The following is a 24,170-nucleotide window of genomic DNA, read 5'->3' as shown; positions in this document are numbered from 1 at the left end:
CAATATTTTAAATTAAATTCATTTTTAGTTTAGATTCATTCTAAATTAAAATATATTTCTATTTTAATTTAGAATGAATACTTTTTTATATTTGAATTTTATCCCCAAAGTTCTTCATCTGTAGGTACTTCATTTTCTGGCATATAATAAGCAATTCTAGAAATATTAATTAAATGTTTGTAGTCAAGATTTTCAGAAATACTATTATTTCCCCAAGAACCACAACCTAAGGTATTTGTAGGTGCAAGACCATTAAAGAAGCTTCCTCCAGCACTTGTAGCACAACATTGATTAATTACAAATCTTGATACTTCTATATTTTCTCCTGCATATTCTATGTTCTTAATTGTATTTGAATGTATAGATACACTATGTCCTTTTCCTTCTACATTTAGATTTGCTTTTGCAATAGCTACTCCTTCTTCAAAGTCTTTATACTTATATGCAGATATAACTGGACACATTTTTTCTTTTGCAAGTATGTCTTCTTCACCTGGTCCATCTGCTTCTATTACTATTATTTTTGTATCTTTTGGTATTTCAACTCCTGCAATGTTTGCAATTGCATGAACTGATTGTCCTACTGCATCTTTATTCATAGATTTATTGACAAACATGGCATTTCTAAAAGCTTCTTTTTGTGCATTATCTCTAACTATAAATCCTTTGTTACTTTCAAATTCATCCATTACTTTATCAAACATTTCTTCTGCCACTATCACTGATTGCTCACCTGAGCAAATTATACCATTATCAAATATTCTTCCAGCTATGATTTTAGGTACTGCTTCTTTAATATCTACATCTCTGTCTATAATACATTGGACATTTCCTGCTCCTACACCAAGAGCTGGTTTTCCACTTGAATATGCAGCTCTTACCATTCCCATTCCACCAGTAGCAATTACTACATCTGCTGATGAAATTAAATTTCTCGTATTTTCTCTTGATTGTTGGTCAAGTATTTGTATTAGATTTTCTGGTGCTCCTATTTTTTCTAATTCTTCATTAATCATATCAACAGTCTTAGTACTACATCCAATTGCTTTATGATGTGGTGTTATAATAATTGCATTTCTTCCCTTTAATGCAAACATAGCATTACTCATAGGTGTAACTATTGGATTTGTACAAGGAGTTATTGCTGCTACAACTCCAATTGGTTTAGCTACTTTTGTTATTCCTGTTTCTCTATCTATATCAATTATACCAACTGATTTCTTATCTTTTAAATTATTATATATAACTTTCGCTTTACTTTTATTTTTAGCTACTTTATCTTCATATACACCCATTCCAGTTTCTTCTACTGCAAGTTTAGCTAAATATTCGGCGTTATAGTATACTACCTTTCCAACTATCTTCACTATTTTATCCACTTGTTCTTGAGTATAACATTCAAACTCCCTTTGAGCTTTTCTAGCCCTCTCAATGTATCCATTAATATATTCTTTGCTTAAATCTTCAAAGTTTTCTACTGCTTTTTCCATTTTTAATATTCCTCCAATTTATTAAATATTTTTATAGTGCACTTTCAAAAGTTTCTGACTTCTTCATTGTACCTGTACTCATAAATTTACTATGCCATGATAAAGCTTCGTCTAATATATGAGGAGTTTGTTTTGCTCCATTTTGACATGCTCTATTTAGGTAATCCATAAGTTGATCTTTATAATCTGGATGAACACAATTTTCTATTATCTTAATAGCTCTTTCTCTAGGTGCAAGACCTCTTAAATCAGCATATCCTTGTTCTGTTACAATTACCATTACATCATGTTCAGTGTGGTCTACATGAGATACCATAGGTACTATTGATGATATATCACCATTTTTTGCAATTGATTCAGTACTAAATATAGTTATTGCTCCATTTCTAGCAAAATCACCAGAACCACCGATTCCATTCATCATCTTTGAACCCATGATATGAGTTGAGTTTACATTTCCATAAATATCAACCTCAATTGCAGTATTCATTGCAATTACACCAATTCTTCTAGCTATTTCTGGGTTGTTACTAATCTCTTGAGGTCTCAATATAATCTTATCTTTAAAGAAATCTATATCATTTTCAAATTTTATTAATCCTTCTGGTGATGGGCTTACAGATGTAGTTGATGCCATTGTAACTTTACCCATTCTTATTAAGTCCAACATAGAGTCCTGCACAACCTCTGTATAACAAGTTAAATTCTCAAATTCAGATTCACATAGTCCATATAAAACTGCATTTGCTACACTTCCTACACCAGATTGAAGAGGAAGTAAATTTTTTGACAATCTACCTGATTTTACTTCTTCTCTAAGAAATGCAATAATATTATTTGATATTTTTTTTGAAGCTTCATCTACAACACCCAATGGACGTGTTTTATCTTGCATATTAGTGATTACTATTCCTGCAATCTTATCTAAACCACAAGGTATATATGTCGTTCCGATTCTATCTTTAGGATGATTTATTTCTATTGGTTTCCTGTTTGGCGGATTTTCTGTAATATATATATCTGCCATACCTTCCATCTCCATTGGTTTTGCCAGATTTATTTCAACAATTACTTTGTCTGCACTTTTTACAAAAGATGGTGAATTTCCTATCCCACTAGTTGGTACAATATCTCCATTTTCAGTTATGGCAAGTGCTTCTATTATCGCTACATCCACTTTAGGTATAGTTTTATAGTTTAAAAATTGAGTAGAATGACTTAGATGCATATCTATATAATTGACATCACCTTTATTAATACTGTTTCTAAGTATTGAATTAGTTTGATAAGGAAGTCTTCTTTCAATTATTCCTGCTTCTGCCCATGCTCCATCTACTTCTGGTCCTAAAGATGCTCCTGAATATACAGTTAATTTTATCTTATCTCCACTTTTAACCCTTTCTGAAACCGCTAATGGTACTGCTTTTGGGTAACCTGAAGGTGTGAATCCACTAAGTCCAACAACCATCCCATTATTTATAAGTTTAGCAGCTTCATCTGCATTCATAATTAAATCACATAACTTTTTATTTCTTAATCTTTCGCTTAATTCTTCAAATACTCCTTCATTATTCATAAATATCCCCCCATATAAAATCTTATTTACATTGGAAGTTTGTGTAAAACTATAACCAATATAACTTTAGTTAACAGTGCAAATGGATAGGTAGCACCATACCCTGCTGCTGGGTCATCACTATCAAGAGCATCAACAGCAGCTCCAAGACCTGGTGTTGATGTCATACCACCACAGACAGCTCCAGATAACAAAATCCAATTTAGTTTGAATACATACTTACCAACTAAAAATCCAATCATCATAGCTGTAATTCCTACTACTATAGCTACTAAAGCTAGATGCATCCCAGATGTCATAATTGAATCAACAACTTTACCACCATATCTTAATCCAACTATTGCTAAGAAAAATACTAGCCCTATTTGTTTTAGAATATTTAATACTTTTTCTTCCATTCTGAAATTTACTATACCTATCTTACCTATATATCCAAGTATTAGAGATACAATTAAAGAACCACCAGTTGCCCCTAATGTAAAGTATCCTAATGGTCCCATGAACACGTGTATTCCTCCAACTAAATATCCGGCAAGACATGTTAAGAAAAATGTTATTATATTAAATGGAACTTCTGGTATCGTTTTACCACCAACGCTATCTCTAGCTTCTTTCATTTCTTTTTCATATTTTCTTCTTTCTTCTCTAAGGTCCATTCTAAATATTTTAGGAAGGAAATTTACTCCTAAAATCACTATTAATACTCCAAAAGGATAGGCAACTGCATGCCCTATACCAACACCTGCTTCAGCATATGCGATATACTTATCTATTTGCTCTTGAGTTAGTGATGTAGTTGTAGCTACATCCAATTTTCCCTCTGGATCAACTACTTTTAATATTTCTTTTTTATCTTTTATTGATGCTTTCTCAAACTCTTTTGATACATCTTCTGCATGTTTACCAGCTGTTTCTAGAGCAGCAGCTAGACCAGGAGAACTTGTTAGTGCTCCTGTATAAACACCAGAAACCTCATATGCACTACTTCCTTTATTACTTGATAGCAAAGTCATTGCATAAGTCATAGAGCCTCCTATAAAAGTTATAAGCACTCCTAAAACTACAAATCTAGCTCCATACTTCTTAAGTACAGCTTTCATATCCTTAGCAGCCAATAAACCAACTGCTGCAACAAATATAATTAGAAAAAAATCAAAGAAATCAGAAGAAATAATTCCATTACCCATCATGATAGTTGCTGCCTTATACCCTGCTGCTGTCTCTCCTTTTGCTATTACTGAATTTCCTAAGCTATACACAAGCCATCCAATAAATAATCCTGTAAATAACGCTCCTGACACTCCAAAATTAAACTTCCCAAATTTAATTTTTCCAAATAATATTCCTGTAATTACAGCAGCGAACATAAGGACAAAAGGGTTCATTAAAAAATCCATTAACTCAAATTTCACCAAACCACTCCCTTTCATATTTTGTTATTAAATTAACGATATTTATTAAAAAATATATCTCTCCCCTCTTTGCAAACTTTACAAAATTATATTTTGTTATTAAATTAACATTTCTAATTAAAAAAATTTCATCCCTCTAACATTAGTTTTTTATGTTACAATTTAGTTAACAGTTAAATTACATAAATGCTAATTATTTTTAGATAGTTAAATTTTTAATATTCATTGATATAACTAGGTTTTAAATAGTTGTTACCTAAATTATATCAGCTATCATCTTTTGTTAATTTAATAATAGCACTATTCTTAATAGATTGAAAATATCAAAAACTTATGATATGATAGTTTAAAACTATTCTATTTTTCTACAATAATATACAAAACTTATATTGTTGTTAATTATATACTTGTCACTAATTACATAAATGAAAGGAACTATTAACCAATGAACATAAATTATCTATATTATTTCCAAACTGTTTGTAAATATAAAAACATGACTAAAGCAGCAGAAAGTATTCATATTTCTCAACCATCTATAACCTTAGCTATTAAAGAATTGGAAAAGGAACTCGGTTTTGAACTTTTTTTTAGAATAGGTAATAAAATAGATTTAACTCCTGAAGGTAAGATTTTCTTAGATAAGTCAATAAATTTCACGAGACAATTTGAGGATTTTCAAAGTGATGCACTAGATTTAGGAAAAAAAAGAAAAGCATCTCTAAAAATAGGAATTCCTACAGTTTTAGGTACTTTTTTACTTTCAAAAATACTACCTAGATTTAATGTAATTTATCCAGATATTGAGCTTAAAATTTTTGAAGTCCCAACCTTTGTGGGTGCCAAAATGATTGAAGAATCTACACTTGATTTTTGCATTGGTATAATTGATAGTGATATTTATGATGATATAGATTCAAAAACAATATATAAAACAGAATTATATTTAGTTACAAATCCTAAAAATGAATTAGCAAAACAGTCCATTATTTCAAACTATATGTTGAAAAATATTCCTTTTGTCATACTATCTGAAGGTTCTTATCACTACAAAATTATTACAAAAAGACTTGAGAAGGTTAAACCAAATATAATTTTACACTCAAATCAACTTTCTACTATTCGTTATTTATTAGAAAATGATTTAGCTTCAACGATACTATATAAAGAAATATTCCAGAATACCGAAAATCTCTGTTCAATTCCTTTAGAACGTGCAATTACTGCCAATATTGGTGTTCTTTGGAGAAAACATCAATATATATCTCATAGTATGAAACTTTTTATTGAATATATGGCTTCTATTCATATAAATTAATATTTCTACATATTATGTAAATACAGCATTATATATATTTTGATAAATATTATAAATATTTTTGAGTATCAGTATAACAATAAAATATATTATCTCAAAAGAATTACAATGATATACATTCATAACTTAAATATTATTATACTGATACCTTTAATATTAATTTTACCTATTTTAATACTCATATTTTTAATTGGGTTTACTTGGACAACCTAGCAAGAAACCCACGCATCCAGAGACAAAATCTCTCATCTGTGAAATAGTTCCTAGAGATGCTGTTGCTGGTGTTGTAAAATTTCTTACAATAAAAAGTACTATTAATGCTACTATACAAATCACAGTAGCTATAACAATTTGCAATTCACTAGTTTCTCCTTTTTCAATCTCTTCATCATTATTAACAGTCACTTTTTTATCATTATTTTGATAATTGTCACTTTCTAACTCAAATCCAATAGTATTTTTCACATTCATTATATTATTTTGACTTGGTACTTGACCGTTATTAGAAGAATTATCATCTATAAAAATATTTGAATATGCATCAGTATTTGTAACTTTTCTTGAAGTTCTACTTATAAAATTAGCACTTAAAAAGTATCCAAATATTGCTGCTGAAGTAGTTCTTATCACTACATCAATAGTAGTAGTATCTTGTGAGTTAACTTCATTGACAAACAATGTGTATATAGATTCAAACATGAGTATTACCATAACAATTATAAGACATCTATCTATCAATTTAATTTTGTACCAGGCTTTTTTTATGTTTTTCATAAACTTATGTTTTTTATTCATGGATATTATCACCTCACATAATAAAATTAAGCCCTCTTTACTAAGATATGTAGAGAGAGCTTAATGGTGAGATTACAATATTATTTTGTGTAAAAAATTATATAAAAATTAAATTATTTGTCTAAAATCATCAAATTTTTAGGGAATTTAGTTAATCTTTCAGGTCCATTTTTTGTAATTAAAACAGTATCTTCTATTCTAACTCCTCCCCATCCTGGGAAATAAATACCTGGTTCCATTGTTATTATACATCCTTCTTCTATTGTTTTATCACCATAATTACCAATAAAAGGTTCTTCATGAACATCTCTTCCAACCCCATGTCCTATCCCTTGATAATAGTAATCTTCATATTTCTTAACAACTTTTCTTATTTCTGCATCTGGAATTGTAGCATGTACACCAGCCTTCATGTTTTCAACTCCAACATCTTGTGCTTCTTTAACTAAATTATAAATCTCTAATTGTTTTTCAGATGCTTCTCCAACTATAAAAGTTCTAGTTGTATCAGAAATATATCCATTGTACATAGCTCCATAATCTACAAGTACAAAGTCACCATTTTCTATAACCTTGTCACTTGGTTTACCATGAAGCAATGAAGTTTTTGCTCCTGATATCAATATAGTTTCAAATCCTATATTTTGAGCTCCATTCATTTTCATAAAATATTCTAGTTTTGTAGCTAATTCTATTTCAGTAACTCCAGCTTTTATATGTGGAACTAACTCTTCTAATGCTTTATCAGCTATTTCACAAGCTTTTCTTGTATTTTTAATTTCTTCTTCATCCTTTACATATCTAAGAGTCTCTACAATATTTTCTGTAGGTATCAATTCCCCTCCATCTTGTTCAACTAAATTTTTAAGTTCTTCATATTTATCAAATATTATATTTGTGCTTTCAAATCCAAGCTTTTTTATACATACTTTATCACACACACTTTTTACAGCTTTTGCCACACTTCTATCAAAATTATGCCAGTTTATAATTTCAAAACCTTTACAAACATTTTCAGCAAGCTCCATATATCTACTATCAGTAACTAAAAAATTTCCATCTTTACAAATAACTGCATATGCTTCTTCATCAGGAAAGCCACTTATGTAATTTACATTTGTTTTTTTTGTTAAGTATAATGCATCAAGTCCTTTAGCTTCTAACAATTCTACTACTTTTTCTACTTTACTCATGATTTTGCCTCCAAAAAATAATTTTTGCTTTAGTTATATTATATCACTAATAATGTTATTTTTTATCTTATAGATGCTTTATTTCTAAAATTTTTTCATATGTTATTAATATTGTTTATACATTTCCACTAATTTTTTACTTAGTATAAGTAACAACAAATAAGTAAAAAAATATTACTATGATAAAAACCCTTCCTATTTCTGTTTTATCAGTTATAAATATTTAATTATCTTTATATACTTACTTTGATAATAAAAATAATATAAGTTGAGTAACAAAAATAACATATAGTTATAGCGTAGAAGGCTATAACTATATGTTATTCATTTACATGTATAATTTATATTTATTTTGCAGTGTATCCAGCCTTGATTAAAGTTTCAACAGCTAAATCACCTTTAGCATCATTTACAAGAACTATTGGCCCTGTACAACCCATACCACTTTCAGCATAGATTCCATTTTTCCATAATTCAGATACTGCATCTTCTAAGTCCATTATATCAACACCAGCTATTTGACGAGTAACAACCTCTTTATCTGGCATCTTAACTTCTACTTTTTCAGCTTTAACTTCTTTTTTAGTAAGAGAAGCTATAATATCATCAAATTTTGCACTTTTAACTTTTGTAAATTCACTTCTTGCAATATTATTTATTTCTCCTTTTACAACATCATAAGCATATTTTAATGCATTAGCTACTACTGGAGAACCTGATGCTCTTGATACTATAAGTACTCTTCTATCATAGTCTTCTCCTACTCCAGGACCATACCCAAAGCCTTGGGCTTCATAGTCTCCACCTGTAGTATATGAAGAAAATACTTTCATAAATATATTTCCAGATAATGTATCAGTAACCATAACATCAGGTGCACCTACAAGTAAATCATTACCTCTCATAACACATCCACCATCTGCTCTAATTGAATCTGCAAATTCTATATCATATCCATTATCTTTTAACTCTTTTAAACATTTTTCAACTTGTCTAGCTCCATCAACATTAAGTATTCCAACTTTTGGATGTTTATTTCCCATTGATTTAGCTGTAGCAATACCATAAATAGCATTTCTTACCATTGCTTCTATTCTATTAGTAGCACTTGTTCCTGTTGTTGTTGCAAGTATCATTTCTTTTCCTTTTGCTGGAGTTATTACTCTACCTACTGTAGATACTCCTATTGGAAAATTATAATGCATAGTAACACAAGCATCTATATATCCTGAATCTAATAATTCTTCCATTTTTCCATGCATTTCTTTTTCATCATTAACTTCAACTACTTCAAGGTCAGTTTCCACTTTTGGACCAATAAGTACTATATCAAATAAGTTAGATTTTGCTAAGTGTGCACCATTAACCATGTTCTCTACACCATGTTCACTTCCAAGTGTAGTCACACCAATTCTTATTTTTTTGCCAAATTCGCCGCTTTCTATTGCATTAGCTACTTCTAAGAATACATCTGCGATTACTTTTTTTGACATATCCTCACCCCTATTCTTCTAACATATCTAATGCTAGTTTTTTCATAGATTCAGCTATTATCTTCTTAATTTCATCTTTAGATATTCCTGAAGTCTCTTCAGTAACACCTGTATTTCTTTCAGCTATAAAAGATACTCCATCAAATAAATTAGTCATTCTTCCTAAGAATAAACTACCTTTTCCAACTATCATAGCTCTATTTCTATCTCCTGTAGTTAAATCATCTATTAAAAATCCTATATAAGGAGCTCCTGATGGTATATGTCCTTGAGTTGGTGCCCATCCTGGTAATCCTTTATTAGTCACAAAATCTTTTAATTCTTTCTTCTCTAAGTCTCCACGCTTAACAGCAAGTGCACCTATCATTTTGTAGTTTGCTTCTGGAACATCTCCTGCTCCTGCTGGCTTAGTTATATCTGGATTTTGCATTTCAACTGAATATACATCAACATCTGTTATTTTTAAATTAGCTCTATCAAGACCTGAAGTTATAAGTGCTGTCATAACTGCTTGAGGTGAAGAACCAGTTCCCACTGTATGCTTACCTGTTAAATCAGTTCTTATAACTGGGTTTACACCATCATTTTCAGATACAAGTACTGCAAATCCTCCAACAACATCTTCAAGTACAGGAAGGCCTTTTTTAACATGGTCTTTAGCATTCATTCCAAGTTTAGCACTTGCTCCACCTGCTACTACCATTACATTTTTGTGTATCCCAGATTTTACTAAAGCTGCAGCTTGAATTAATGCATGTGTTGGTGCTGCACAAAATCCTCTTGTATCAGAACCAGTTGCGTTTTGAAGTCCAGCTATTTCAGCTATTGATTTAGCAAAGTTTCCTCCACCTCTTTGGTTTATATCTCCACAAGCTTCTTCTGAACACTCAATAACATAATCTATTTCAGCAGGGTCTATTTTACTATGTCTTAGCATTTGAATAGCAGATAAAACTCCAGATGCTTTTACTACTAAATTTTCAAACATTGTATGAGCATTTAAGTTAACATCTACGTCATGTGCTCTTTTTACATAGCCAACGAATTTTCCATCATGGTATAATCCTTCTGCTATGTGTGTTGCTACTAATTCCTTACCTTCTTCTATATCATCACCCTTTAATTTTCCTACAAATGGTGCAATTTCAGGGTAGTTATTTTCGATTTTTGGTTTTACTTCATCAATAAATTCTTGCGATAACTTTACTAAGTCAAATGCATCACTTATTTGCATTAAAGCTATAAACTCATCTTGAGGCATTATTTCACCAAATTTACCATTTCTAGTTCCCTCAACTTTTTGTTCACACCATGGCATTGGCAAATCTCTTAATTCTTCTGGTCTTCTGTTTCCTATGTAAACTTGATTTGGCATGTAGTTAACTACATCCTCATAACTTCTTATATGATTACCTACTTCTTGTAAAAATTCTGAATCTGGATTTGTTGCTCTTTCAACTGTACAAGTACTTCCATTTTGCACTATCATATCTGGAGTATGAATAAGTACATAGCCTGCCCCTTTTAAAACTGGATAAGTCATTTTGTGCACCTCCATAAATTTTATGAACACCTAATTTTAATTTCATTAAAGACTTCAATTATTATATTTTTATTTTATTGTATATTTTATTTTATTCTTTTTTTATGTATTTTGGTATTTTTTAAGATTTCATGAATGAATAACTCACATTTACCCATTCATGAAATCTATATTATTTTTTTGTGTATAGTTATTTTTTATTTTTAGTGTGTGTTTATATTTTTATCTATATAATATATGTGTGTGTTATTTTTATTTTTCAAATACTGTTTGACCATCAACTTCTGTAGTTAAAGCGTTTAATGCTTTTTCTACAAGGCCTCTTCTTAGGGCTTTTTCTTCTGTAGGGTCAAGTGCTGGATTTCCAAGTGGATGAGGTATTGCTATAGTTGGAACTATTCTGTTAGCCCCTACTGTTAACGAAATAGGTACTACTGTACACATATGAACTACTGGAAGTCCAGTTTTTTCTATTTCTTTTACCATCGTTGCACCGCAACGAGTACAAGTACCTCATGTAGAAGTTAAGATTACTGCATCTACACCATCAGCTACCAACGCTGCTCCAATTTCAGAAGCATATTTTTTAGAGTTTGCAACAGATGTACCATTACCTACAGTTGTGTAGAAAGTTTCATGTAATTTTCCTATTACACCTTCTTTTTCTAAGTCTCTAAGAACATCAACAGGTAATACTCTATCTGCATCTAAATTTGCATATACTGGGTCATATCCACCATGTGCAGTTTCATAAGTTTCTTCTGTTAAATCCATAACTCCTGCTATAGAATAAGTTCCATATTTAGAAGCTGAAGAAGATTCTATTCTATCTGGATTTCCTTTAGGAACTATACCACCAGAAGTAACTAAAGCTATTTTGCATTTTGATAAGTCTTTTACAGGATTACTTGGGTCAACTCTATCAAAATTTGGCATTGGATATTCAGTTTCAAATGACTCGCCTTTTATTTTCTTAATTAACATGTCAACAGCTCTCTTAGAACCTCTGTCTTCATGGAAGTAGTTAACTCTTATTCCTCTAGCTATGTATCCTTCTTCTTTAGGAGTTCCAATTTCTTCACCTTTAGCAAGTTTTATTGCAAGTTTAGCTATCTTAGGAAGTGCTTTTCTCATACCCGCTGCAGAATCAGAAGTTTCTACTACATAAACATCCTTTTTGAACATATCTGCACCTGGATTTTCAATGTACATACCTGTTAAAGCTGGTATACTTAAAGCATCTTTTACAACTTTAGTTATTGTTCCAGCAGCAACCCCATATCTACCAGCATTAAAGGCAGGCCCAGCTATAAAAAGTTGTGGTTCAAAACCTTTTATCATTGCTAAAACTTCTTCACTTGCGCTATCTATATTTTCATTGAAATAACTGTCTCCGCACACTACTGTACCAACTACTTCAATATCTTCACCTAATAATTTATCAAGTTGTAAACTTATTGGAGGTAAAGTTTCTGCCACATGTGGCTTAGTATCAGCTTTTTCTTCTCCACCTATACCAGCAAAGAACTGATTAATATAATGTACTACTCTTAGTTTTCCCATCTCTTAGTTTCACCCCTTTTGCTTTTAGGCATTAAAATTTGCAAAATTCTTCTCTTATACCAGACATTTCTTCTGCTATTTCTTCAACTTCTAAAACCATTTCCATCATACTTATTTGATCTTCATATACAGTTTCATCAAATAATTCTTTCATTTGTTCCTCTACAACATGGTAAACACTTAATCCTAAAGCAACTCCAGCAAGTGGTCCAGCGAAAGTTGGATCCCCCGCAGTTACTGTTTCGGCTGCAAGACCTGCAGCTTCGGCTTCAGCAGCACCTAGTAAAATCACAACATTTTCAGCTCCGAATTTATCAGCAGCTTCTTTAACTCTGTTTTGATTTTCTAAGTCCATAGCCCCAGCAGCTGTTCAGACAAAGCATTCTGTAGATGAGAAAACAACCTCTGCTCCTTCTACTGTTTTTACACATTCTTCTATTGCAGGTCCTGGTATACCATCACGGTCACCTATTATAAGAACCTTTTTATTACTAAGTAAACTCATAATAATCCTCCTCATTATATTTCTAATTATTTATATATCCATAACATTCATTATGTTTTGATAGATTTATTTACAATCTTTTTAATTGATATTACTCAATCATGATATTACTAAATCGTTTAATGAAATAACTCTTAATATCCTTTAGCAGTTAAATGACCAAATCCTGTTTCATTAGTTGCACCTGTTATAGCTTGTATTTCAACTTCAATAGTTCCATCAGCTTTTAAACTTCCATCAGAACCACCAGCTATTACATCTACTACTTCTAAGTGTCCAATTACCTTATCTAACTTAGGAAGTACTACAACTTGGTTAGCATTTCCACCTGTTACAACAGCATCTGCTCTTACATCTGCATCTGCAAGTGATTGAGAACCTCCATCACGTCCAGCATATTCATCTGTAACTATAACTGTTTTTACACCTTGCATTTCTATTTTTTTGCAGTTCATTATAAGGTCAGTATCTGGATTTCCAAAACCTTCTTGTGAAACTATAACTGCGTCTAATCCTAAGTATTTACATAACTTAGAAGTCCAGTTTGAAGATCTTTCTTTATCTGCTAGGTAAACATTTTCATTAGTTATAATTACACCTACAAAATTTATATCTTTACCATGTCTTGCATATAAGTCTTCAACAACTCCATTGTTTATATGAACATAACTTGGATTTTTATCACATGCAGAAACACAGTTACCACTTACAATTGCTCCGTCCATTAATTCTGTTGGATATAATAAAGTTGGTACTATTTGTTTTGCATCTACACCATATACATAAGTGTCATGTAATAATCCTTGAGTTTGAAGCATGTAAACATATCCTACTTTTGGAAGTTCTGGATACTCTTTTATTGACTCAAGAAGAGGTTTAGTTTCATACACTGAAACTTCGTCTGGAGTAAGATTTCTTGCTGCTTCTCCTAAATACATTGCTGCTTTGAATCCTATCATTCTAACAGCTTTCTCATGAGCGTATTGTTTTAAACCATCAATAGGTTCAGCTACTACTACTACATTATTTAATTTAGAAAATGGAGTGTATTTAGCCCCTTCTCCAGTCATATCTACTATACCTTCTTGGAAACCTACTATCTTTCCAGTAGTTACAACAGCTACACCTTTTAAAGCATGAGTTTTTCCTTCTCCTACAGTGTCAACCTTAGACATGATACCTGGGAATATTCCCCCATTACCTTCAACTTTTACTCTTGGCTCAATAACATCTTTTACAGGTGTTATTCTTATGCTTTCACCTGGACGAGCTAATTCTATATCTATAGACTTAATATGCTCATCTCCACCAATTTCTTGTAGCATCTCTTGCTTATTGATGAATAATACTCCATCTTTCACTTCTGTTACATCACCAAATTGAATATCTTTTATAAAGATTTTCCCTAATTCAAGACGCATACTTGCACCTCCTGTTATTTAATTTTGTATATATGCATTTGAGTTTTTCTCAAAGTTATATCAATATTTTCTAACTTATTTTAAAGATGTTTTCATATTGTGTTTTTATGTCTTGATATTTGTTTTATTACTAAAAATTCTTTATCGTAAAAAAAATATTTTATCCAAAATTATTTTTTTAACAAACTAAGACATAAAAATCCTTTTTATTTTACTTCTAGACTTAAATCGATTTTTTCTTTGTTTTTTGTTAATATTGTATCAATGTATTAAAGATATTTTTTAATCATATCTTCTATATTAGTAATTGTAGCATCATCCTTAGTAACTTCGTCTACTTTTTCTCCATCTTTGTATATAGCCATAGTTGGAAGTCCTAATACTTTTTGTTTTATCGCTAATCTTCTAGCTTTTGTTGTATCCATTTTACAGAATTTTATTTTATCCCCATAAGTTTCAGCTAATTTATGAACATCTGGCATTAAAGCTTTACAAGGTTCACAACCTTCACTCCAGAAATCAACAAATACAAAACCTTCTGCGTTTAAAACTTCTTCATCAAAAGTACTTTTATCTAAATCTAACATTTTCATGTTCCCCCTTGAAATTTTTATTTTATTTTAATATTTTAAATATTATTCATTAACTTTACTTTATAACTTTTTAGTTTTCAAACTTTTCATCAATATATTTTTCAGCTACTATAGATGCAATTGCTCCATCGTTAGTTGCAGTTACAACCTGTCTTAGAGTCTTAGATCTGCAATCACCTGCTGCAAATACACCTGGTATATTAGTTCTCATGTCTTCATCAGTTATTATGTAACCTTTTTCATCCATATCAACTTTGCCTTTGAATAAATCAGTTTGAGCATCTAATCCAACGAAAACAAATACTCCCATTGTTCCATCCTCTTCATCTGCAAAGTATTCATGAGTTTCTCCAGTAACTTTATTTTTAAATACAACTGATTCTAATATTCCATCACCTTTTATTTCTTCTATTACTGTATCTAGTAAAAACTCTATCTTTGGATTAGCCTTTGCTTTTTCTTCAACACTTTTAGCGCATCTAAATCCTTGTCTTCTATGTACAATTGTTACTTTTCTAGCAAACTTAGTTAAATACATTGCTTCCTCTAATGCACTGTCTCCTCCGCCTACAACAAAGACTTCAAAGTCTTCAAAGAAATCTGCATCACAAGTTGCACAATATGAAACCCCTTTACCAGTAAGTTCTTTTTCTCCTGGGCAACCAATTTTTCTTGGTGTTGCTCCTGTTCCTATTATTACTGCTTTTGCTCTATATTCTGCCTTTTGTCCTTTTAAAACTTTTATATCTCCATCTAGTTCAGTATCTACAATGTTGTCTCTTAACATTTCTGCTCCGAACTCTTTACATTGCTCAACCATTCTAGCTATTAGACTTGGTCCTGTTGCATTTGGAACTGACCCTGGATAATTTGCAATTTCATGTGTTATTACAATTTGCCCACCAGTCTTATCTTTTTCTAGGATTAGAGTTTTCAACTTTGCTCTTGCTCCATAAAGACCTGCTGCAAGCCCTGCTGGTCCTGAACCAATTATTACTAAGTCATACACATTTTCCATTTTGACTTATCCTCCCCAATTAAATTTCTTAATTTTTATTTAATATTAAATCAGATTTAATATTTATGCTATTTTAATAACTTTTTAACAAATTCATTTATTCATACTGCATTCTTTGTATTGTATTATAAAATATGTCATAATCGATTACTCTAAAGTCATCTTGAACGCTTTCTGTCCATGCTGGAGTCTTTTTATTATTCTGAAATTTACTTGCAGTTATGATTGCTTCTTCAATTAAGGTTAAAGAGTTTATATCCAAACGATTTCCTTGTTTTAGTATAACTGTTCTATAAGGTGTCTCATTTGGTTTTACACTCCCATATAGTGGATGAGATAAAAGTTCATATCCTTCATGTATCAAATCTCTACTTGTTTCTAAGATTCCAATATAAGTTGTATCTTTAAATAAAACTTCTCTGTCTTGAACTTCTTCTTTTACTTTTGGATTATTTGTGATTATTATCATTTTTTTACTCTCTTTCAAATTTTTATTTATTGCTCGATAAATAAAAAACAGGAAAAACAAATCTCCCAATTTGTCTTCCCTGTTAAAATCATTTTCAGAGACCCGTCCAAGTACAGTCATCTTTACCTGAGAATTTCATTTAATCTTCTGGGTATGTAAGATTAAATTTGTCCCTTCGGTCGCTTTTTATAAAGCAGTCTCCCATACTCTTCCCCCGGATTATTATATTTTCAGAAAATTGAAAAGTTAGCAATTTATCTTTTTATTTTTATAAATAGCTTTTTTCTATCTCTGTTGACTTAAGTATATAAACATTCTATAAAATTTGCAATAGTTTTTTTATATGTATTTTGTATACATTTTTACTTTTTTTTCCAAATGTTGATATTACATATTTCCTGTATTTTCTTTTTTTTTTAAGTACAAATCTTTTTTGGTTTATTATTTCATATTGATTAAAAACATAATCATTTTTGTAAGAAAGATATATGTTTTTAATTCTTAAGCTGGGAAAACAAATTTCTCATAATTTTTTACAAATTGATGTCATTTATTTCATCAAACCATGATTTCACATCACCTATAACAGATTTTATACAATCATTGTCAAATGGAGAATATAGATTTCCTATACTTACAATATCTAAAAATGACTTTGTTCCACCTACTTTACAGATGTTTATATAGTCATTCCATCCAGAGTCTTTGTCTTTAATCATTTTTTTCCAAAATTGTAATGCACAAATTTGAGCTAATGCATAATCTATATAGTAAAAAGGATTTTTAAATATGTGACCTTGTTTAAACCACCAGCAACCTCGTTCTAAAAAAGAATTATCATCATACTTTCTATGTGGTAAGTATTTTTTCTCTAAAAACCTCCATATTTCTTTTCTTTTTGATTTGTCAATATTAGGATTTTTATAAATATAATGCTGAAATTCATCAACAACTACTCCATAAGGTATAAATTTAATTGCAGATGATAAATGAGTAAACTTGTATTTATCTGTGTCTTCCTTAAAAAATAACTCCATCCATGGCCATGTTATAAATTCCATACTCATTGAATGAATTTCGCAACTATCCAGTGTAGGAAAATTAATCTCTGGCATTTCAATCCATCTGGACATATACAATTGAAATGCATGACCTGCCTCATGTGTCAATACATCTATATCATCAGATGTTTGATTAAAGTTAGAAAAAATAAATGGCGCCTTGTAGTCTGGTATATAAGTACAGTACCCGCCAGCCCCTTTTCCTTTCTTTGTTTCTAAATCCATAAGTTCGTTTTCTAACATAAAATTAAAAAATTCACCAGTTTCTTTAGATAATTCAGCATACATTCTTTTTCCATTTTCAATTATGTATTCTGAATTGCCCTTTAACGTTGGATTTCCTGTTAAAAATTCTAAGCCTTCATCTATGTAACTCAAAGATTCTAGACCGGTTCTCTTAGCTTGCTTTTCATAAAGTTCATCAGCCAGTGGTACAATATATTTTAATACTTGTTTTCTAAAATTTTCAATCCTATCTTCTCTGTAATTACTTCTCATCATTCTAATATATCCAAGCTCTACAAAGTTTTTAAAACCTAGTTTTTTTGCTATTTTATCTCTCAGTTTAACTAATTTATCAAATATATCATCAAATTTAGGTTCATTTTCTTCAAAGAAATTATAATATGCCTTATTCGCTAATTCCCTTGTTTTTCTAGACTTAGAACACATAAACATTCCCATTCCAGATAAGTTTCTCTCTTCTCCTTCAAACATTATCTGTGCAGATGCTAAAAGTTTAGTATACTCTGAACACAATTTATTTTCTTCTTGTAATTCCTTTATTATCTCTTTAGAAAAACTTTTTAAAGAATAATCCACTATTGTAAAAAATTGTTCTCCAAATTCTTTTTTTAAATTAGATTTAAATTTAGAATTTACTATAACATTATAAAAATATGAATTTAATTCTTCATATAAAGGCATGTATTCGTCCCAATATTTTTTTTCCTCTTGATAGAGTTTATTAAGAGTATTTATACTGTATCTTATAGATGCTATGTTTGACAACGTTTCTATTTTATTTCTCAAAAAATTAATTTTATGTATATTTTCTTGTTGTTCATCATAACAACAAGAATTATCTATTTCCTCTACACACTTTAAAAACTCTTTTTTTATACTATCATAATTTGGTCTTTCATACTTAAACTCTGAAAACTTCATTTAAAACTCTCCTTTATAAATTTGTTCTTTATTTATAAATATAGTTTTATATGCATTACATGCTATTATTTACATGTATTACATACTACTATGACTTTATAAATTATTATTTTGAGTAATATTTACATTATAATCATGTTGAATAATAACATATGATTATTGTAATTACAATATTTTATAGAATAAAACTAATTACTATACAAACTTTAATAAAGCTTTCATATAAAACTATTAACCTTTATAGTATAAGCTTATCTCTACATCAAAATGCAAACGATGCCATTTTTTATAGTTAACTTTTATACACTCATAAAAGATACAATTTTACATAAGTATGTTATATAAGTAATAATTTTATCAAAAAATTAATACTATTAAACTTTCTAAATTGCTTATCTCTTGGTATAATAATATACACATTAAATTTTCTACTGAAATTTTGTTCAACACTAGTTGTGTCAACGTTTTCATTAGGAAATTGAGGATATAAATTACTGGAGGTTGATATGTACAAATTAATCGCACTAGATATTGATGGAACAATATTAAATACAAAAAGAAAAGTTACTCCTGAAGTATTTGAATCTATTCAAGAAGCAAAGAAAGCTGGAGCTAAAGTAGTTATAACAACAGGTAGACCCCTTCCTGGTGTCAAAGGACTTTTAAATCAATTAAATCTAACAGATGAAGGTGATTATGTTATATGCTTCAATGGAGCTATGATTCAAGAGGTTAAAAGTGAAAAAATAATACATAATGTAGAGATGACTTTAGACGACTTTGATTTTATATACAACAATGTTTGCAAAAAATATAATACCAAAATACACATAAATACCATGACAAATTTAGTTACTCCAAACGAAATTCCTGGTAAGTACACACTTCATGAAGCTAAATTGAATGATATAGAAGTTAAATATATACATAAAGATAAAATTGATAAATCTATTAAAATCTGTAAGGTTATGATAGTTGATGAACCAGAAAGATTAGAAGAAATTATAAAACAACTTCCTAAGAATTTATTCAATAGATATACTATAGTAAGGTCTGCTCCCTTTTATTTAGAATTTTTAGGTAAAACTACTAATAAGGGTACTGCACTTCAAACATTATGTAATAATCTAAATATACCTATAGAAAATGCTATTGCTGTTGGTGATGAAGAAAATGACCAACATATGATAAAATATGCAGGGCTTGGTGTGGCTATGGGAAATGCACGTAGTAGCATAAAAGAAATTGCTGATTATGTTACTGATACCAACAATGAAAATGGAGTTGCAAAGGTTATAAACAAATATATACTTAATAAAGCTATCTAAATATCTATAAAAACTAAAAATATCCCTTTAGATTTAAATCCATCTCATATATATGTTAAATACTAATAGTGTATATTGTATGGATATTTTGTCTAAAGGATATTTTTAGTTTTTGATAGGTACATTCCTATACTAATACTTTTTGTTCAAGTTTAAATATTTTATACGATTCTACTATTGCTTCATTAATGTCCAAGCAATATATATCTTCATCATCTGATAATCCAGCTTCTTTTGTCCATGCATCAAAATCATTCTTCGTCCAGAAGAAATTCATTACATTTCAGCAACTTGCTGCCCAATTTGAATGCTTATCAAGGTTTATATGAAGCACTCTTAAATCTGGATTGTTTACATATTCAATTTTTTCATCTTTTATAAATATTTCTATTTCTTTACCTGTGGCACTACAAATAGAATTTATTCTTACATCTTGATTAAATGTGCAAGAAGTTCCTATTGCATCTATAGCACACATTGCACTGAAGCTTCTATTATCACTTAATGTAACTTTATGATTAGTAGGTAATGCTGATACTGGATATATAAAATTTATGCTATCTCCATCAACAACCATTATATTTTTATCAATAAAATGGTTCAGTGTAGTTTCTAGATATTCTTTTTCTAAGCTTAAATTTATACTTATATGTTCAATTACTTCTTTAAGTGTAACACTAGAACAATTATCTATTATCATATCCATAATAGATATTCTTATCTTTCGTTGTGTGTCATTTAAACTATTGTATTTTTCTATTTGACTCATTTCTACTCCTCTTTAAACATCATAACATTTTGACAAAATGTCAGTTAATTTATTCTTATATTCTTCATATTCTTGGCTCCCTCTAGCCCTAGGTCTTGGAATGTCTATATTTATATCGTCAAGAATTCTTCCCTTATCCCTTGACATTACTATAACTCTATCACTCATATATACAGCTTCATCAACATCATGAGTTACCATTAATGCAGTTATTTTCTTTTTTGTCCATATTCTTTCAAGTTCTTCTTGTAAGTTTTGTCTCATTTGAAAATCAACTGCTCCTAGTGGTTCATCCATTAATAATACTTCAGGATTACATGCTAAAGCTCTTATCATAGCAACTCTTTGTTTCATTCCTCCAGACAATTGATGAGGAAACAGATTTTCTTTCCCTTTTAAATCAGACATAACCAAAAGCTCTTCCAACATTTCTTCTCTCTTTTCTTTCGGTATTTTCTGCTGTTTCATAGGAAATAAAACATTGCCCCTTATAGTCTTCCAAGGAAATAGAGCGTAGTTTTGAAATATGAAAGCTCTATCTATACCTGGTTTTTTAACTATTTTATCATTTATAAAGACATCTCCACTTTCTGCCTTTTGAAATCCACCTATTATAGTAAGTAAAGTTGTTTTTCCACATCCTGAGGGTCCTAAAAGACAAACAAATTGACCATTTTCTATATCTATACTTATATCTTCCAAAACCTTTGTATGTATTTTGCTATTTACAAATGTTTTATTTATATCTCTCACACTTAATTTCATTAATCTGCAAACCTCCATCTACAAAGGATTTTATTTATAAATTTTAGTACTCTATCTATTATAAATCCTATTAAAGCTGCAAATATCATAAGCCCAATTAATACATCTGTATGCATCAATGTCTGAGCTTGTACCATGGAGTAACCGAGACCGGCACTCGTAGCTATGAACTCGGCTCAGATAACAGACATCCATCCTGTACTTATGGCAATTCTTGAACCAGTCAATATATCTGGAAGAGATGCTGGTACTATTACATTTGCAAATATTACAATTGGCGATGCCCCCATACTTCTAGCTGCATTATAATAATCCTTTGATATTGCTCTTACACCTTGAATAGTATTTAAAATTATAGGAAAAACTCCTGAAAAAGCTATTAAAAATATTGTTGGACCATCCCCTATACCAAACCATACTATTGTAAGAGGAACCCACGCCATTATAGGAACTTGTCTTACAGAATCTACTACTGGAGATAAAAGCTTTTCAAAAGTCTTAGAAAATCCCATAATAAATCCTATTGGAAGTCCAAACAATAATGCATACATAAATCCTTTAAGCACTCTTTGCAATGTTATAAACAGATTAGTCACTGTCTCTACATCTGTCACACAGTAAAAGAAACCTTTTATTACATCTACTGGCATTGGGAGTAATAAAGAACTCCCTATATCTTTTGCTGCAAAATGCCAGACTAAAAATATACTAACTAAAAGTATTATTTTATATAAAATGTCCATACTACTTTTAGATTTTTTCTTAGCTATTGTATCTCCTCTATCTTTAGAAATTTTAATTTCCAACTTCTTATTTCCTCCATATCTATATTTCTTATATTCTTATACTCTTTTAATGCTTTTTTAAATATAGTTTCTTTCCTTAAATTATCAACACTTTTATTGTATAGTTTTATAAAATCACTATACGACTTGCTTTTCTCAAACTCCTTATTCACAACTAATACATAGGTATCATAGTCACCTAATTTAGCTGTAGATTTTTTTTCGCCTTCTAATCCAATTGCTTTTATACAGTCTATTACAACACCATCTACTAAATTACTTTCTAGCCCATATGCTAGTGCTGTCCCTAATAATGGAGAAACTTTTATATTTTCATAGTATTTTTTTACTAATTCAGATTGATAATTTCTATTTTGAATTATTCCTATTTTTTGAGGATTGTTCTTCTTTAATAAAAATATATCTGAATTTTGAACTACTGTACCAACAATTTCAAACTCACTAGTTGCATTTATATACTGTTTTGCTGCATCTTTACATATGATTGCTATATCTATTTCCTCTGAACTCAGAGCCCATTGCATTGTACTTGCTCAGCAATCATTAATTGTAAAAGTCTCCATTACATCACTTACTTTTATGCTTTCAAAGTAATCTTTGTTTATCATATAATTTATTACAAAACCAGAGGTATCATCAGATACCCCTATTCTTAATTTTCCTTTTATTTCTTCTTTATCTTCAAAATTAAAAAATATTATAAATATACTTCCTAAAATAATGACAAAAAGTATTATTATATTTTTTATTCTCTCCATTTATTTATAATACCTTTGCTTTCCAATCTTCATAACTCATACCTTCTGGAAATTTGGGATTAACTTTTTCTTTTATAAACTTATCAAAGTCGTCTGCCCCACAAGAATCTAATAAGCTTGTATCAATTGTATCTTCATACTTAGGTATCTCATCTAATGCCTTTAAATCTTTATACATTTGTAAATTGTTTTTGTATTCTTCTCCTGTAACTTTCCAAGTAAGCGTTCTACCTTCTCCAACTGTCTTTTTATAAATAGTTCTAAGTGCAACTTCTTCTTCTACATTATAATATTTTGCAAATATTTTAGCTGCTTCTGCTGGATTTGTATATATATATTCTATTGCTTTAGTATGAGCTAAAACCAATTTTTTTGCTAAGTCTGGGTGCTCTTTTATAAAGTTTTTATTTAATGAGAATGAACAACAGTTATATTCTTTATTATTAGCTTTTTCTTTATATTGAGTTGATGCTATTATTTTTCCTACTCCATCATTTTCAGCTACAGAACCCCAAGGGTCACAAGATGTAAATGCTTGTATCTTTCCAGTTTTAAGAGCTAAATATTTATCTTTATCTGAATCCATATTTACAACTTCATATTTTGATGGGTCAGTTGGTAAACCTGTTTCTGGACCATAATCACTTATCCATAAGAAATCACTCATATCTGTTGCAATTTTTTTGCCCACTAAATCCTTAGGTTCTTTTATATCATTTGAAACTATTAAATATTCAGACCCACCAGTGTGATTATTTGCTGCTATTGTTATTGGTGAACCTTTAGGTATAGCTCCTACTAGACCCTTTGTTCCTATATAACCAGCATCCATCTTACCTGCTGCCATGGCTTCAGGAACTTTACCATTCCCAACAGTTTTTACATTAAGACCTAAATCTTTATATATTCCTGCTGCTTCTGCTACTGGTCCAGCTGTCATATGGTCACAATTATAATACCCTACTGTTATCGCATAATCATCTTTTCCAGATTTTTCATCCTCTTCCTTTGGTTTACTGCTACATCCAGTTAATATAGATGCCCCCACTGCACTAACTAAGATTAATGCTTGAATCTTTTTAGATACTTTCATTTCAATTTCCCCTCTTTTATGTATTATTTTTATT

21 protein-coding genes and 1 riboswitch are annotated in these 24,170 nt (G+C 29.9%); of the genes, 2 read left to right on the top strand and 19 right to left on the bottom strand.

Annotated features, from left to right (window positions below; genetic code table 11):
- Positions 1 to 98 precede the first annotated feature (98 nt).
- From IC213_RS02290 to IC213_RS02280, 3 genes are read right to left on the bottom strand one after another with little or no spacing between them, the layout of a single operon-like run.
- Positions 99 to 1,490 carry an aldehyde dehydrogenase family protein gene (locus tag IC213_RS02290; protein WP_227482796.1) on the bottom strand — a complete coding sequence of 464 codons (1,392 nt, stop codon included), beginning with the start codon at positions 1,488 to 1,490 and terminating at the stop codon, positions 99 to 101.
- Between the two features lie 31 nt (positions 1,491 to 1,521).
- On the bottom strand, positions 1,522 to 3,066 hold the full coding sequence (locus tag IC213_RS02285; protein WP_227824131.1) for an acetyl-CoA hydrolase/transferase family protein: 1,545 nt from the start codon (positions 3,064 to 3,066) through the stop codon (positions 1,522 to 1,524).
- A 26-nt stretch (positions 3,067 to 3,092) separates the two neighbouring features.
- Positions 3,093 to 4,496 carry a hypothetical protein gene (locus IC213_RS02280; RefSeq protein ID WP_227482798.1) on the bottom strand — a complete coding sequence of 468 codons (1,404 nt, stop codon included), beginning with the start codon at positions 4,494 to 4,496 and terminating at the stop codon, positions 3,093 to 3,095.
- Between the two features lie 427 nt (positions 4,497 to 4,923).
- Between IC213_RS02280 and IC213_RS02275 the strand changes: the two genes are divergently transcribed.
- Positions 4,924 to 5,796 carry a LysR family transcriptional regulator gene (locus tag IC213_RS02275; RefSeq protein ID WP_227824132.1) on the top strand — a complete coding sequence of 291 codons (873 nt, stop codon included), beginning with the start codon at positions 4,924 to 4,926 and terminating at the stop codon, positions 5,794 to 5,796.
- A gap of 186 nt (positions 5,797 to 5,982) precedes the next feature.
- Here IC213_RS02275 and IC213_RS02270 read toward each other — a convergent pair whose 3' ends face one another.
- From IC213_RS02270 to IC213_RS02220, 11 genes are all read right to left on the bottom strand, one after another.
- The gene (locus tag IC213_RS02270; RefSeq protein ID WP_227862688.1) at positions 5,983 to 6,591 is read right to left on the bottom strand and encodes a hypothetical protein; all 609 of its coding nucleotides are present in this window, start codon (positions 6,589 to 6,591) and stop codon (positions 5,983 to 5,985) included.
- A gap of 113 nt (positions 6,592 to 6,704) precedes the next feature.
- Entirely contained in the window at positions 6,705 to 7,784 is a 1,080-nt protein-coding gene (locus IC213_RS02265; protein ID WP_227824133.1) for a M24 family metallopeptidase, read from the bottom strand.
- 347 nt (positions 7,785 to 8,131) lie between these two features.
- Positions 8,132 to 9,277, bottom strand: a complete 1,146-nt coding sequence (grdD, locus tag IC213_RS02260; protein ID WP_227824134.1) for a glycine/sarcosine/betaine reductase complex component C subunit alpha — start codon at positions 9,275 to 9,277, stop codon at positions 8,132 to 8,134.
- A 10-nt stretch (positions 9,278 to 9,287) separates the two neighbouring features.
- Positions 9,288 to 10,820 (bottom strand): glycine/sarcosine/betaine reductase complex component C subunit beta, encoded by a 1,533-nt coding sequence (grdC, locus tag IC213_RS02255; protein WP_227432685.1) that lies wholly within the window; start codon positions 10,818 to 10,820, stop codon positions 9,288 to 9,290.
- A 252-nt stretch (positions 10,821 to 11,072) separates the two neighbouring features.
- On the bottom strand, positions 11,073 to 12,383 hold the full coding sequence (gene grdB, locus IC213_RS02250; protein ID WP_227432684.1) for a glycine reductase complex selenoprotein B: 1,311 nt from the start codon (positions 12,381 to 12,383) through the stop codon (positions 11,073 to 11,075).
- A gap of 31 nt (positions 12,384 to 12,414) precedes the next feature.
- Positions 12,415 to 12,888, bottom strand: a complete 474-nt coding sequence (grdA, locus tag IC213_RS02245; RefSeq protein WP_227432683.1) for a glycine/sarcosine/betaine reductase complex selenoprotein A — start codon at positions 12,886 to 12,888, stop codon at positions 12,415 to 12,417.
- A gap of 134 nt (positions 12,889 to 13,022) precedes the next feature.
- On the bottom strand, positions 13,023 to 14,309 hold the full coding sequence (locus IC213_RS02240) for a glycine/sarcosine/betaine reductase component B subunit (protein WP_227482802.1): 1,287 nt from the start codon (positions 14,307 to 14,309) through the stop codon (positions 13,023 to 13,025).
- 269 nt (positions 14,310 to 14,578) lie between these two features.
- Positions 14,579 to 14,896: a thioredoxin TrxA gene (gene trxA / locus IC213_RS02235; RefSeq protein WP_227432681.1), complete on the bottom strand. Its 318-nt coding sequence runs from the start codon at positions 14,894 to 14,896 to the stop codon at positions 14,579 to 14,581.
- 76 nt (positions 14,897 to 14,972) lie between these two features.
- A complete protein-coding gene (gene trxB, locus IC213_RS02230; protein ID WP_227432680.1) occupies positions 14,973 to 15,920 on the bottom strand; it encodes a thioredoxin-disulfide reductase in 948 nt (315 codons plus the stop codon).
- 97 nt (positions 15,921 to 16,017) lie between these two features.
- A complete protein-coding gene (locus IC213_RS02225; protein ID WP_227432679.1) occupies positions 16,018 to 16,389 on the bottom strand; it encodes a GrdX family protein in 372 nt (123 codons plus the stop codon).
- 103 nt (positions 16,390 to 16,492) lie between these two features.
- A riboswitch (glycine riboswitch) is annotated at positions 16,493 to 16,603 on the bottom strand.
- 319 nt (positions 16,604 to 16,922) lie between these two features.
- Positions 16,923 to 18,617 (bottom strand): M3 family oligoendopeptidase, encoded by a 1,695-nt coding sequence (locus tag IC213_RS02220; protein ID WP_227432678.1) that lies wholly within the window; start codon positions 18,615 to 18,617, stop codon positions 16,923 to 16,925.
- Between the two features lie 506 nt (positions 18,618 to 19,123).
- Here IC213_RS02220 and yidA point away from each other — a divergent pair.
- Entirely contained in the window at positions 19,124 to 19,945 is an 822-nt protein-coding gene (gene yidA / locus IC213_RS02215; RefSeq protein ID WP_227432677.1) for a sugar-phosphatase, read from the top strand.
- Positions 19,946 to 20,072: 127 nt separating this feature from the next.
- On the opposite strand, the gene saoL is transcribed toward yidA, so the two are convergent.
- Genes saoL through saoX form a run of 5 tightly spaced genes read right to left on the bottom strand, consistent with a single transcriptional unit; the run spans position 20,073 to position 24,136 of the window.
- Positions 20,073 to 20,714: a MerB-like organometallic lyase SaoL gene (gene saoL / locus IC213_RS02205; RefSeq protein ID WP_255606497.1), complete on the bottom strand. Its 642-nt coding sequence runs from the start codon at positions 20,712 to 20,714 to the stop codon at positions 20,073 to 20,075.
- A 12-nt stretch (positions 20,715 to 20,726) separates the two neighbouring features.
- Positions 20,727 to 21,479, bottom strand: a complete 753-nt coding sequence (saoA, locus tag IC213_RS02200; protein WP_227482806.1) for an ABC transporter ATP-binding protein SaoA — start codon at positions 21,477 to 21,479, stop codon at positions 20,727 to 20,729.
- The gene (gene saoP / locus IC213_RS02190; RefSeq protein WP_255606496.1) at positions 21,479 to 22,285 is read right to left on the bottom strand and encodes an ABC transporter permease subunit SaoP; all 807 of its coding nucleotides are present in this window, start codon (positions 22,283 to 22,285) and stop codon (positions 21,479 to 21,481) included. Before saoP ends, saoA begins: the two co-directional genes overlap by 1 nt.
- A complete protein-coding gene (gene saoB / locus IC213_RS02185; RefSeq protein WP_255612854.1) occupies positions 22,246 to 23,043 on the bottom strand; it encodes an ABC transporter substrate-binding (seleno)protein SaoB in 798 nt (265 codons plus the stop codon). The genes saoP and saoB overlap by 40 nt, the downstream gene beginning before the upstream one ends.
- A 4-nt stretch (positions 23,044 to 23,047) precedes the next feature.
- A complete protein-coding gene (gene saoX / locus IC213_RS02175) occupies positions 23,048 to 24,136 on the bottom strand; it encodes an ABC transporter substrate-binding subunit SaoX (RefSeq protein WP_227862687.1) in 1,089 nt (362 codons plus the stop codon).
- Between the last annotated feature and the right edge of the window lie 34 nt (positions 24,137 to 24,170).

It is taken from the genome of Clostridioides sp. ES-S-0049-02 (assembly GCF_020658465.1).
In the GTDB taxonomy this organism is placed as follows: Bacteria; Bacillota; Clostridia; order Peptostreptococcales; family Peptostreptococcaceae; genus Clostridioides.
This window is presented reverse-complemented; position numbering and strand designations above follow the sequence as displayed.

Coding starts and splice junctions, on each gene's coding strand:
- IC213_RS02290 (WP_227482796.1), bottom strand. CDS start 1,490: ATGGAAAAAGCAGTAGAAAACTTTGAAGATTTAAGCAAAGAATATATT.
- IC213_RS02285 (WP_227824131.1), bottom strand. CDS start 3,066: ATGAATAATGAAGGAGTATTTGAAGAATTAAGCGAAAGATTAAGAAAT.
- IC213_RS02280 (WP_227482798.1), bottom strand. CDS start 4,496: ATGAAAGGGAGTGGTTTGGTGAAATTTGAGTTAATGGATTTTTTAATG.
- IC213_RS02275 (WP_227824132.1), top strand. CDS start 4,924: ATGAACATAAATTATCTATATTATTTCCAAACTGTTTGTAAATATAAA.
- IC213_RS02270 (WP_227862688.1), bottom strand. CDS start 6,591: ATGAATAAAAAACATAAGTTTATGAAAAACATAAAAAAAGCCTGGTAC.
- IC213_RS02265 (WP_227824133.1), bottom strand. CDS start 7,784: ATGAGTAAAGTAGAAAAAGTAGTAGAATTGTTAGAAGCTAAAGGACTT.
- grdD (WP_227824134.1), bottom strand. CDS start 9,277: ATGTCAAAAAAAGTAATCGCAGATGTATTCTTAGAAGTAGCTAATGCA.
- grdC (WP_227432685.1), bottom strand. CDS start 10,820: ATGACTTATCCAGTTTTAAAAGGGGCAGGCTATGTACTTATTCATACT.
- IC213_RS02240 (WP_227482802.1), bottom strand. CDS start 14,309: ATGCGTCTTGAATTAGGGAAAATCTTTATAAAAGATATTCAATTTGGT.
- trxA (WP_227432681.1), bottom strand. CDS start 14,896: ATGTTAGATTTAGATAAAAGTACTTTTGATGAAGAAGTTTTAAACGCA.
- trxB (WP_227432680.1), bottom strand. CDS start 15,920: ATGGAAAATGTGTATGACTTAGTAATAATTGGTTCAGGACCAGCAGGG.
- IC213_RS02225 (WP_227432679.1), bottom strand. CDS start 16,389: ATGATAATAATCACAAATAATCCAAAAGTAAAAGAAGAAGTTCAAGAC.
- IC213_RS02220 (WP_227432678.1), bottom strand. CDS start 18,617: ATGAAGTTTTCAGAGTTTAAGTATGAAAGACCAAATTATGATAGTATA.
- yidA (WP_227432677.1), top strand. CDS start 19,124: ATGTACAAATTAATCGCACTAGATATTGATGGAACAATATTAAATACA.
- saoA (WP_227482806.1), bottom strand. CDS start 21,479: ATGAAATTAAGTGTGAGAGATATAAATAAAACATTTGTAAATAGCAAA.
- saoX (WP_227862687.1), bottom strand. CDS start 24,136: ATGAAAGTATCTAAAAAGATTCAAGCATTAATCTTAGTTAGTGCAGTG.